General features: G+C 63.8%; 7 protein-coding genes. 3 read left to right on the top strand and 4 right to left on the bottom strand.

Features of this window, described 5'->3' with window-relative positions:
- Nucleotides 1-488 precede the first annotated feature (488 nt).
- A complete protein-coding gene (locus HG800_RS12270) occupies nt 489-1,829 on the bottom strand; it encodes a hypothetical protein (RefSeq protein ID WP_169976925.1) in 1,341 nt (446 codons plus the stop codon).
- A 180-nt stretch (nt 1,830-2,009) separates the two neighbouring features.
- Nucleotides 2,010-3,476 carry a hypothetical protein gene (locus HG800_RS12265; RefSeq protein ID WP_169976924.1) on the bottom strand — a complete coding sequence of 489 codons (1,467 nt, stop codon included), beginning with the start codon at nt 3,474-3,476 and terminating at the stop codon, nt 2,010-2,012.
- Between the two features lie 694 nt (nt 3,477-4,170).
- On the opposite strand from HG800_RS12265, the gene HG800_RS12260 reads away from it, so the two are divergent.
- Nucleotides 4,171-5,496 carry a lactate racemase domain-containing protein gene (locus HG800_RS12260; protein WP_206352242.1) on the top strand — a complete coding sequence of 442 codons (1,326 nt, stop codon included), beginning with the start codon at nt 4,171-4,173 and terminating at the stop codon, nt 5,494-5,496.
- Between the two features lie 125 nt (nt 5,497-5,621).
- Entirely contained in the window at nt 5,622-9,434 is a 3,813-nt protein-coding gene (locus HG800_RS12255; RefSeq protein ID WP_169976923.1) for a CHAT domain-containing protein, read from the top strand.
- 42 nt (nt 9,435-9,476) lie between these two features.
- Here HG800_RS12255 and trmB read toward each other — a convergent pair whose 3' ends face one another.
- Nucleotides 9,477-10,328 (bottom strand): tRNA (guanine(46)-N(7))-methyltransferase TrmB, encoded by an 852-nt coding sequence (gene trmB, locus HG800_RS12250; RefSeq protein WP_169976922.1) that lies wholly within the window; start codon nt 10,326-10,328, stop codon nt 9,477-9,479.
- Between the two features lie 99 nt (nt 10,329-10,427).
- On the bottom strand, nt 10,428-11,846 hold the full coding sequence (locus HG800_RS12245; RefSeq protein ID WP_169976921.1) for a DUF7133 domain-containing protein: 1,419 nt from the start codon (nt 11,844-11,846) through the stop codon (nt 10,428-10,430).
- Nucleotides 11,847-12,148: 302 nt separating this feature from the next.
- Between HG800_RS12245 and HG800_RS27360 the strand changes: the two genes are divergently transcribed.
- Nucleotides 12,149-12,490, top strand: coding sequence for a phosphoribosyl-ATP diphosphatase (locus HG800_RS27360; protein ID WP_315852024.1), 342 nt, complete (start codon nt 12,149-12,151; stop codon nt 12,488-12,490).
- Nucleotides 12,491-12,581: the final 91 nt, after the last annotated feature.

The following is a 12,581-nucleotide window of genomic DNA, read 5'->3' as shown; positions in this document are numbered from 1 at the left end:
AAAAAGGGTCTGGTGCGCCTCGATGCGCGGGACGATGGAGTCACAAGTCGTTTCCCAATCGAATCTTTCGAAAGAAAGGCCCTGTTCGTTTCGGGAAATCGAGCGCGCCGAGGAAGACGGGACAGGAAGCGGTTGGCCCGGTCGAACGGAGATTGCCAGGGGCCGGGAGTGAGTGCGCAATGGGTGCGCGGCCGGTGCGCCAGGAACATCTGACGCAACCTCTTTTCATGAATGGGCTTGCCGCGAAACGCTCCGTTCGTTTCGGGAATCGAGGAGGAGGATGATCCTCCGAGCTTGCGAAGAAGGGGCTGCGAATCAAGGAGAGGCAAAATTCGGATTTCGACAGACCAAAACGATGTCTCGCGACTCACACAATCGAGACAGGACAGGCCAGATTGAGAAAGATCAGGGGTCGGAAGGAGCGCGTAAAGGGACATCTCAAGAAGAAAGGGCACAACCTTCATCATCGTTCCGAGAGCGAGGGGTAGTCACACAATCCGGGACGATTGAGCGAAACGGGCTCGGGAGACAATGCGGGGCGCTCGAGAAGGGTGCGGGGTCGGGGAGGCGGAGGCCGGGTCCTGGAGGTGTCGGATCAGGGCGAGCGAGGCGAGGGCGTGGAGCAGGGCGAGGGCGAAACCGAAGGGGGGGATCCAGGAGGAGAGGCCGGTGAGCTGGAGTGTGCCGAGGGCGATCGAGCCGATCAGGGCGGCAACGGGATTGAGCGCACCGAGGGTCCAGGCGCGGACGCGGAGACGGTCGGGACGGGAGAACTGGTTGGTCACGAGTTGATTGATCGGGTTGCGAAGGCCGAAGCGCAGCTCGGTTTCGAGCAATCGGCTCCAGACGGCCGCCAGCAGGGTCAGCTCCCAGAGGTTCCGCCCCATGCCGATCAGCAAGAGCACAACCGTCAGCGCCACCGCTCCCCGCAAGCCCGCGGAACGAACCAGGCGATTGACAACAAACAGTTGCACGACGAACGAGGCGAGCAAGGCCCACTGTGTGTACCAACCGAGGAAGGCGGCGAGCTCGGCCTCGGAGGAAAAATGGTGTTCAAAGAAGTGGTTGTATTCGTAGTTGAGAAACCATCGGACGATCATGAACAGGCCCGAGGAAAGGACCAGGCATCGAAAGAGGGGAGAACGGGCCAAGCCACCGGAGGCGTTCGCAGAATCGGAAACCGGGGTGATTGGATCGTCCGGGGCAGGGGGGAGGCGTTTTGCGAGGATTGCGACAACAAACGCACCGGCAAGCATCAAGGTTGAGATGACGGGAGCGAGCTGAAGGACCCCCAGGGCCGGGCCAAGGTGTTCGAGCATCGCGCCTCCGGCCAGGCCGCCGAAGCGGCCTCCAGCGTAGACGATGGGCAAGATGCGGTTGAGGTCAACTCGGGTGAAGTATTCCTGTAGGAATGTGCCGAAGTGTGCAAGCACCAGCACGAGCGCGATCTCGCGTGCCGCGAAGAAGACAGCTGGGGCCGCGCGGCCTGGAGCATCGCCGAGGAGGCCCAGGCCTGCCGCCCAGGAGATCAGGAAGACCCCTGATACGCCGATCAGGATCGACTGGAACACCCCCGGAGCCGATCGGTGCCGGGCCATCCGGAGATACGCCCCTACCGCGACCATGCTCCCGATCGCCGTCAGGCCGTAGCTGAGGGGGAGGCGATCGGCCCCGACACGCCCGAGAAAAAGGGTCAGGGCCATGCCATCGGCCATCGTCAGGGCCGCGAACAGAATGGCGTAGAGAACGAAGAACGGACCCAGGCGCGACAGGTCGCCTGGTGCGAGACAGCAAAGCGCGGCGATCCGTCGATCAATCCAGTCGAACACGAGCAGAACAACTCCTGAGACGAGAACGAGGTGGAGCGGAGCGGGAAACCGCGACCAAGATCGTTGAGCGGTTGAACGAGGTCATCTTGACGGACCGGGAAGACGACCCCGTGGGGCGAGTGGGGGCCGGGAAGCGGCCCCTCAGCCCTCTCCGCCGATCGGCGAATGGGTCGGAGGTGGTCAGGCGACCTGAACGAGGGAACGATTGCCGGCGGTGGAGCGGAGTCCGAGGGGAGCCGGCACAGAGGCGGGTTCGAGCGCCTCAAGGACCGACGCGACATAGCCGGTGCAAAACCGGCAGAGGTCGGTGAGTTCCGATTCCTCGATGCCGAGTGTTGCCAGCGTTTTCTCGTTCGAGAGGGGAAGGACGTACTCACGACCGGGCCGGGAGGTGACCGAGGACGAGGCAGTGACATTATTGATGAGCATGCCACGATCGATCGCGGCCGCGTCGAAACGCGAGGCGGACACCTTGGCAATCGACGGGAAGGGGCGGAGCCGGTCGCCATCGCGGTAGACGACCACGCGAAGCTCGAACTTGTGACCGAACAGGTCGTGCATCGGGTCGTCGATGACCGCCGAGTCGAGGTATTCGCAGACGGTGTAGGGAAGGCCGCCGCCCTGATAGTCGTAGTGCTCCTGAATGAAGGCGATCGAGCGATCGATCCGGGAAACAATGGCAGCGGTCGGCTCATCAGCGTCGAGGAAGAACTCGATGCCGTGTCCCAGGCCGGTCGCCATTGGCTTGATGACGGTCCGACGCCCGGCGCGGACCCAGGCCAGGACCGTTTCGATCAACTCAACCCGAGAGTGAGCGCGGGCAAAGGGGATTGCGTGATCGACGAGCGGAAAGGCACCAGGAGCGCGCGTCGCGTTGTAACGGTTGAAGAAGTCGTAGGCGGTCGCCTTGTCGGCCCCAGCCACGAAGCAACGGTTGGCGGTGAACCAGCGGTCGAGGTCGATTTGGCTGTCGAATCGCTTGACCAGATTCATGCAAAAGCGATCGTTGACGGTGGCCGAGACGGGCGATCCGAACAGGCGAAGCCGCCCCTGAGCGTCGCAGGTGATGGCCTCGGCCAACTCACGAAGATGACCGAGCACGACCGTGGGACGGGTTGGCTGCCAGGTGCCCATGCGGGCGAGTTGATCCCAGCTAAGGAGGTCGCAACGCTCGCCGAGGCAGGCAAACCCCCGAGCGATGGCATCGGCATAGAGGATCTTCTCATAAAAGAGCCGGTTGACGCGGGGAGCTTCGCGGTTCTCCCGCCCCGATGAGGCGATGACGATCAAGGGGGGTGATCCCTCATCGGAAACAGGCAAGACGTCGGGAATCTCGGAAAAGGCGTCGAGCACCGAGGCAACCGCCGGCTCGGTCATGTTCGTCAGGCCGCCGATTCCGGTTCCGTTGAGTTCAGCCACCTGAAAGCGAGGGCGGCCCCAGGAGTCGCGATGGACGAGAATATCGAGCGGAGCGACGAAGAAGTGACGACGTGCAAGGGCCGCCGACGGCATGAACGAACTCGCATGTGAACCCATCCGATCCACGAGTGAGTGATCCTGGCGTTCCCGGACGGCGGCGCGGCTTTCCTGGGCTTCGCCAAACATGGACGACGCCGCGACAAGCGTTTCAAGCGCAATCGAGACCACGTGCGATCACCCCCAGAAGGGGCCCTCGGTGGGTTCGAAAAAACGAAAACAGGTTTTCGCGTTTCGTGTTCGAGCAGACCGGAAGAACGCCGGAATCGGCGAGTCGGGAGCAATGAGACGTGAGCGGCCGTACCGAGCGAACGGGAAACGCGGTCGATGTGAAACCGTCAACGCGAACGGCGTGCCAGAACCTCGGTTCAACGCCACCGTTATACACAGACGGACATACAAGGATTCTGGAACACGATTCCTGAACCTTTGTTACGATCGTGCTCCGAACCTGTTGAGCGGCAAGACGCTTGGGAGGTTGAATCGAGGTTGGATCACGCGGCGAGTCGGGAGGATTCAACACATTGGGCTCCCGGATCGACGCACGGTTGAGGTGAACCCGTCCGGTCGGAATCGGGAAAAACTACAATCGGCGAAACACCGAGCACAGAGATTCAAAATGGCGCAGGCGTGCATTGATCGACGAATTCACATGACGGAAACCGCGGAACCATGTCCGGCTGGTTTCCGATAGGATCGGATCATTGCGAAGCTCGGGACCCTGTCGGCGGTCCGCGTTCAAAACGATTCGGCGTTCAGAGAGTGTAGCCTTGCAATCGTTCTGATCTCGATGGGGGGGCGCTGACGGTGGGAGGGTGGGGCGGTAGGATGAACAGGCCCGCCGAGCCGGGAAGGAGCCCACATCATGTCGCCGATTTCGATTGAGTTTCCCAACGTCGCCCGAGTCCGTCAGCGGACCGCCTTTCCTGCGCTCAACGACGCTCCGAGCGCAGTGGCCGAGGCGATCCGGACGAGCCACATCACGGCCCGGATTCCGAAAGGGGGACGGGTGGCGTTGACCGTGGGCAGCCGAGGGATTGTCGGGATTGACCGGATTACTCGGGCGGCGGTGGCCTCGCTCAAGGGGCTCGGGTTTGCGCCGTTTGTGGTGGCGGCGATGGGGAGTCACGGCAAGGGGACGGCGGAGGGTCAGCGGGCCTTGCTGGCCGAGCTGGGGGTGACAGAGGAGTCGATCGGCTGCCCGATCCGGTCGGAAATGGAGACGGTCAGCCTGGGGACAAACTCCTTCGGTCTGCCGATCCACTTCGACCGCAACGCGTTTGACGCCGATGGGATCGTCCTGCTCAACCGGATCAAGCCGCACACGTCGTTCACCGGCCGCTATGAGAGCGGCCTGTTGAAGATGCTGACCATTGGGCTGGGCAAGCAGGAAGGGGCGGCGCAGGTACACAAGCTCGGCCTGCCGGGGTTGCGGGCCTTGCTGCCGGAGGTCGGGGCATTCTTGCTGCGAAAGACCCCGGTGGCGCTCGGCATCGCCTTGCTGGAGAACGCCGAGGAACGGACGGCGAAGGTTGAGGCAGTGGAACCGGAAGAGCTGCTGGAGGTTGAACCGCGATTGCTCGACGAGGCAAGGCAGATGATGGGGCGCTTGCCGTTCGATCAGATTGATGTGTTGATCGTGGGAGAACTGGGGAAGAACTACAGCGGGACCGGCATGGACCCGAATGTGATCGGTCGGCAGCGGGTCGAGACAATGCCCGACCTGCCGAGGCCGGTCATCACTCGCCTGGCTGTGCTGGACCTGTCTCCCGAGACACAGGGCAACGCCACCGGGATCGGACTGGCCGACCTGACAACCGATCGCCTGGTCCGGCAGATCGACCCCGAGCCGATGCGGGTTAACTGCTTCACCAGCAACTTCTTGACCCGAGCGCGAATTCCGCTGGCCCTGCCCACCGATCGGGAGGTGATCTCGATGAGTCTGCAAACCTGCTGGCGCCTGGATGGTTCACAGGTAAGGATGGTGGTGATCCCGAATACACTGGAACTGGAAACGATGTACGTCTCGCCGGCACTGGCCGACGAGGTGAGCGGGGGAGAGACGCTGAGCTTCGCCTCGGACTTCGCTCCACTGCCGATTGGGCCCGAGGGGATGCTCGATCAACGGCGGATGTTTCCGAACAGTGTGCAGGGAAGGCGGCAGGTGTCGGAACCAATTCACCACATTTGAGCGAAAAGAAGTTGCACTCGGGCAATTTGCGCAGAATGGTAACAGTGTGAGGATCGCACTGCATTTCCGGTTGATGAGCACTTCGCGCGCACTTCAAAAAGCACCAGCAACCGGGCACCGTGATCATGAGCGCATCGAACAGGAACGGGACCAGGCCCGGCGAGGGCCGGTCTGGTGAGCGGCGGCCTCACGCCATCATCGAGCGGTTTGAACGAGCCTCAATTGACGAGGTTGAGGCGATCTTGTCGAGCCCGACGTCGGAAGACGAGCGGGCCTTGCGGCGTTATCTCGGCGACGATCGGTTTCGACGGATGCGAGCGCTGGCCGTGGCGCAACCGTCGAGTACGAGGGGATCGCGGTCGAGCCCTCGGGGGAACGTGGTGGTGCTGCCCGGCCTGATGGGAAGCGCTCTGCACGCGATCGACCGGAGAGGGAACGATCAGGAAATCTGGTTGAACCTCTGGCGGCTGGCTCGAGGGGGGATCGGCCGCCTGCAACTGGCAAGCGATGGGGTCTTGCAGGCGGACCCGGCATTTTCGACTCGGACCGGGAATGTCTTGTGGAAGTACTACGGGGAGCTGGTGCTGGCGATGCGCCGGGACTGGCGGGTGGTCGTGTTTACGTATGACTGGCGGAAGGATTTGCGGCTGGCGGCCGACGCCCTGCTGGCGAGCATCAATACGCATTTTGGCCCCGATGAGCCGGTGCATCTGGTGGCACACTCCATGGGAGGACTGGTGGCTCGCAGTTTCATTGAACGTCATGGAGACCGATGGCGGTCGATGTGGTCGGGAGGTGAGGAGCGTCGGTCGCGGGGAGGGCGACTGGTCATGCTCGGGACACCGAACCACGGGTCGTACCTGGTGCCTCAGGTGCTGTGTGGGCTGGCAAACACGGTCTGGATGCTGGAGCGGCTGGATCTCTCGCGAGACATGGCGGGGATGATGCGGGTCGTGCATTCGTTCCCTGGAGTGTATCAATTGCTGCCGTCTCCGCTCGTCGATGCGAATGCGGAACCGTTATATGATCCCTCAACGTATGGGTCGACGGGGGTGTCGAGCCGGCATCTGGCGGGGGCTCGGGCGTTTCATGAGGGGCTGGCGCGGTCGCTTGAGGAGCCGGAAGTGAGGCAGGCGATTGAACAGCGCTTGATCTACGTGGCCGGGAAAGGGCTGGAGACTCCCGACGGGATCGCGCCGGGCAAGCTCGATCACCTGGCCCGCGTGCCGCAGCCGAAGGGGTTTGACCTGGCATCGCATTACCTGTTTACCACCGAGGGAGATGGAAGCGTTTCCCGGCGCCTGGGGCAGTTGCGCGATCGGGAGGGGAATGTGATCCGCGTGCGAACGTTCACAGTTCAAAATGAGCATGCGGCAATGCTTGAGAACCCGAACGTTTTGAATTCCGTAAACGAGGTGCTCCAGTTCGGCGACCTGCGGAGCCGGATGACGCGCAGTGCGGGGCAGTCGGTATCAGGCTTGCCGGGAGCTGTTGTGGAGCACGATTGGAGCGACCCAGCCGAGGCGCCAGGCCTTGAACGGCACGCCGATCGTGAGGCGGCCCGACGGTGGTCGGATCGACACGAGGCGCAGCGGGCGGCCTTCGAGGTCTCGTTGAACCGGACCCGATCGCAACGAGCGGCCTTGAGAACGATTGAGGAGGCCGATGGGGATCTGGAGTCGATCGAACCGACGCATGAATCGCGGGTCCTGGAAGAGTTGATCCTGGGACAGGTGGTCGCGGCGACGGGTGGACCGGCGGAATCGCAGGGGGGATCGTCGGTGGCGAATGAGCCGCCCAGAATCAGCATTCACCTTGCGATTGATGAAATTGCGGCGATCGGCTCGCGAGCGTTACGGGTCGAAGGGGGGAGCGATGCGCCGCCAATCGACGCGATCGCCCTGGGACATTACACGGGAGAGACACCGAGGCCAGGTGATCCGGCCTGGGAACTGGATGATTGCGTGAGCCGGTGCCGATGTCCTGAAACGATGAGTACGGGTGAAGCAAACAGTGGCTCGCCGGCGCTCTCGCATGCACACCGGTTTCTGGGACCGATGATCGAGCGGGGGCTCGCGCAAGGGGCGGTCGGGCAGCCGTATTTCGTGCCGGACCCGAGAGAACCGTCTCGGGTCATCGCCCTCTGTGGGATGGGAGTGCCGGGGGGGTTCGGGGCGCCGGAGCTGACGGTGCTGGCCAGAGAGTTGCTGTGGGCGCTCGGGAAGCTGGGGAAACAGCATCTGGCGGCCGCACCGATCGGGACGAAGAACGCGAATCTGCCACCAGCCGAGGCGGCGGAGGCGTGGGTCAGGGGGATCAAGCTGGCGTTCGGCGGGCTTGACGTGGCCGACAACCAGCGGGTCAAACACCTGACGTTTGTGCTGTCCGACCCTCGGATCGTACCGGAAGTGGACCGGACCTTTCGGCAATTCCAAAAGGAATTTCAACGGACGAATCGGCTGGTTCTTGATTATCAGCCAATGAGTGAGGAACAACTGAGTGCGCTGGAGGATCGGGCCATTGAGTTCGAGCGCGAAGAGTTTTCCAGGCAATGGGCCGAGCGTCGGCAGCGGTGGCGGATGAACGGGAGCATGGGGCCAAAGGGGGACGGCGAGGGGGACGATCCGGTGCGGATCACCGTCCGTTTTGGTCCGGGAGACATGTCCAATCGTCGGGTCTTTCGGTTCGGGGCTGTGACGCGATCGGCGGCGTTGCCGATGCGAGAGATCGACGTGGACCCGTCGCTGGTGGCCTCGGCCAATGACGAGCTGGCGACCGAGTACGACCCGGATCGGCAGTTTGCTCGGGGCCGGTTCCTGGGGCAACTGGTCTTGCCGCGCGACTTCCGGCCGTTGCTGCGGACGGGGGGGCCGCTGGTGATGATGCTCGACGCGACCTCGGCGCGGATCCACTGGGAGATGGTGGCCCGGCCCGAGCTCTGGAACCAGGGCGACGCCATCGAGGATCAAGAACCGTCGATTCGAGGAATGCTTGACGGGTCGGCCTTCCTGGGGACGAGCAGGGGCCTGACGCGGCAGTTGATCAGCGGATTCGGGGCGCCTCCGGAGCCGCCGCCGCCGAAGCGGAGATTCTTGCGCGTGCTGGTCGTGGCCGATCCGGCGGTCGATGCACCGTTGCCGGGAGCGAGGCGCGAGGGGATCGCGACGGTCGAGTTGTTCCGGGCATTCAATACGGCCTGGGGGCACTCAGGAAACATTGTGGAAGTGGATGCGTTGATCGGACCCGAGGAGGCGACTCGAACCAATGTCCTGCGTCTGTTGATGGGACGGACGTACGATGCCTTCCACTACGCCGGGCATGCATTCTACGAGGAAAACGATCCGGCGAGATCTGGATTGGTGTTTTCAGACGGCCAGGTGATCTCGGCTCATGAGATGAGGAGAGTGGACCGGGTACCGAGATTTGTGTTTGTGAATGCGTGCGAGTCGGGAGTGGTGCCGTCGCGCCTGGAGCAGGGGGTGGTCGGCTACCATCCAGGGTTGGCGCCGAGCTTCGCGGAGTCGTTCTTCGAGCGGGGGGTGTCGAACTTCGTCTGCACGGCCTGGCCAGTGCACGACGAGGCGGCAACGGTCTTCTCGCAAACGCTTTACCGAGGGTTGCTTGGACTGGCAGAGGGAGACGAAGGGCGGATCGAGGGGTCGCGCCCGCAGGTGATTCATCGGGCGATGCAGGCGGCCCGACTGGCGGTGGCCCGATTGGCTCAGGTGCCGGGAGGGGCGCTGAGTTGGGGAGCGTATCAGCACTACGGGAACCCGGAATTCGCCTTCTTTGATGGATCAAGGATGGACCGGGGGGAGGCAGCGGTGGTGGCGTTCGAACCGGGATCAGCCGGAGATTCAGGTTCGAAAGGGGAGCCTCGCCGGGGACCGTCGAGACGATCGCGCCGACCGCCCCGGCCGGAGGAGGGGCTGGCCTGATCGGTTGAGTTCAGGCCTGTGCCCTCCTCCCATTGTGAGCGATCAGGAGGGTCGGCGACGGCGACCGGAGGGCCGGGAACGGCGTGGGCCGGGGCGGCTGCGGCTGGGGCCGGCGTCGCCCTCGCCGGCTTCCAGAGCGTCGAGTTCGGCGGAGGGGCCTCGGCTGACGAAGTCGGGGCGGGGGAGGTTCTGGACGAGTTCGCGGATGTCACCCTGGCGAAGGTCGTCGCGACGAGTGCAGACGGCTCGGAAGATGGGAAGACCGCGGCTGCGGGCGAGGATTTCGCGACGCGAGCGGCCTTCGGGGGCATCGGGCCAGGGGGAGGGGTGGGGCCGGACGGTGAAGAAGGAGGGGAGAATCTGGGTCATGTACTCCCAGTACTCGGGGCTGTCGGTCTGGACGACGAACAGGCCGCCGGGTTTCAAGGCGCGATGGATGTGCTTGAGCACGGCGGGTGTCACGAGGCGCAAGCGAGCGTCGTTCGGGTCGTGGTAAGGCTGAGGATGATAGAGGTGGATTTCGGAAACGCTTTCGTGAGGAACATACGAGCGAAGGAACGATTGTGCATCCTTAACGGCCACGCGAACATTATGGAGGCCGCGCTGATTCGCGCGCTTGGTGGCGTAGCGGACGACGGCAGGAACAATGTCGATAGCGACGTGGTCGTGATCGGGACGATTCAGGGCACTGAGCAGGGTGAAGCGACCGTTGCCGCAGCCGAGGTCGAGAACGATCGGGGCCTCTCGGCCGAAGATCGCAGCCCAGTCAAGCGGGCCTTCCTCGGGCGGGGGGAGGCGCTTGATGGCCGTGCGAGCCCATTCGGACTCAGGAAGGACGCGGCCGGGAATGGGTACGCCAAATTCGGTTTCGAGGGCGGAGGAGTCGTGTTCCATTGAGGATACCGGGAAAGGCTCGAACGAGGTCGTCGAGGTGAGGAGGGAGGCAGAGCGCGGTTCCGAAGCGGGGCAAACGAATCAACGAATTCGAGAAAATCAGGGTTGGGGAATGCGGTGCAGGGTGTAGTGGGCGATGTCGGGCTCGGCTCCGGGAAGGTCGGCACGGATCTCATAGATCCGGCCGGGAAGGAGCGGTTCGCGGAGGGTGAGTCGGACGGAGTGAGGCTCGTCACCCGGCTCGACCGAGGCAACAGAGAGGAACTCGATGTCGGTCGGCGGGGAATGATAGGCGCCCTGGAAGACATGGTGGTAGCGTTTGACGGCGTAGCGAGTTGGATCGAGGACGAGGTCAGGATCGGGGGGATCGGTGAAAAAGCAGAGGGTGAACCCGTCGGGCTCGGCCGTGGCCTCGGCGATGCCGAAGACGGGGTCGCCGGCAAACCGGACGCGGTAGATCGCGCCTTGCTCGGGCTCGGCTCCCCAGGAGGGTTCGCGGATGCTGCCGACGTAGAGAGTGCCGTCGGGGGCAAAGGCGAGCGTCAAGGGGCCGAGCAGGCTGCCGAGGAACGGGTAGCAGGCCCCCTGGATTTCTCCGTCGACCTCTTCAAGCGAGGCTCGCAGAATGAAGCGGTTGTTATATTCGCAGAGCACGAGCTGACCTTCGAGCGGTCCGAAATTCCCTTCTGTCTCGGCGAAGGCGAGGCCGTTGACCGATCGGGCCCAGGGATAGGGGATGAGGATGTTCGGCGTATAGAGGGGGGCGTCTTCGGGGCCGGAGGGGGGGTCGGCCTGGCTCGGGTAGCCGTACCAGTGGCCGGGGCGGAGGACATTGATCTCGCAATTGGTTTTCTGCTGTCCCTGGTTGTCGGTGAAGACGACGAGGCCGTCGGTCGATCGGGTGGCCCAACCGGTCGGGTAGCGGAGGCCGTGGGCGAGGATGTCGACCGATCCGGTTTCGGGATCGACCTTGATCGCCTTGCCGCGGAGGTGGTGACGGCCTTCGACGGAGCGCTCGCGGACGTCGTCGGTCACGGGGCTGACGACGTACGAGCCGTCGGGCCAGCGGGCGATGCCGGTGGTCCAGTCGTGGTGGTCGCGGGTCACGTCCCACTCATCGGTGATGGTAAGCCAGCGATCGGCCCAGTTGTCTCCGTCGGTGTCTGAGAGGCGAATGAGGGCCGACCGGGTGGCGACGATCAGGTCGTCTCCCTCGGCGATCATCCCGAGCGGCCAATGGGGCAGGGTGCCGGCCCATCGGTGGTAGGCGTCTGGGATGCCGTCATCGTCGGAATCGAGCAAGAGAAGGATATCGCCATCCATCGAACCGACCGCCAGAGTGCCATCGGGGCGAACGGCCATGCAGCTTGGCAGGACGTCGGCGGGCAAGGGGAGACGCTCGGCGCGGTAGCCGGAGAACTCAAGGCCCTGGGCGATCGCAGTAGCAATCGCAGCAGGGCAGAGGGTAACCAGGCCGAGGAGGAGCAGCGGGATTGGGTTGAGTCCAGAGCGAAGCATCCGCCGTCCTCTGTCCAAAGAGTCCTAAATGGTTGACCATCCGTTCCGGTCGATTTGATCACCGGTTGGGGGAAGTTGTCCATCTTCGCTGATTCGGGGCGGGAGAGACAAGCGGAGGATGCGACTGAGGTGGGATTGTTCGAGGAATGAACAGGAGGGAGGGACTCGCGAGAAGGCACAGCGAACGAGGAGGAGCGGGGAGATCGCACCGGAGCGCAAGCCCGTTCGGGTATGATCACGAAGGGGCCGATGAGCGTGTCGGCCGGATCGAGCGAGGAATCTCGACGTGCGGAGCGTTTGCCGTGGCCGATCAGCCGAATGTGTTGCATGCCTTGTCTGACCTGGTGGCCGAGCGGAAGGCGAACCCGCCGGAGGAGCGGTCGTACATGGTCTCACTGCTCAAGGGTGGCGTGCCGAAGATCGCCGCGAAGATCACCGAGGAGGCGGCCGAGGTGGTCGAGGCGGCGGACGAACCGGGGGAGGAGGGGAAGGACCACCTTGTGAAGGAGGTGGCCGACCTCGTCTTTCATGCCGTCGTGATGCTCGGGCACCGCGACCTGCACTGGTCGGCAGTGGAACAGGAGCTGGGCCGACGGTTCGGGATCAGCGGGATCGTGGAGAAGGAGTCGAGGGGGAAGGGGTGAGGGGCAGAGAGGCATCGAGACCTCTCGAACGGTTCCCGAGTGCTCGACGCGGTTCGCTCTGGCCGAGCCCCCCTCACCCGGCCTGGCGGCC

Source organism: Tautonia rosea, from assembly GCF_012958305.1.
In the GTDB taxonomy this organism is placed as follows: domain Bacteria; phylum Planctomycetota; class Planctomycetia; order Isosphaerales; family Isosphaeraceae; genus Tautonia; species Tautonia rosea.
This window is presented reverse-complemented; position numbering and strand designations above follow the sequence as displayed.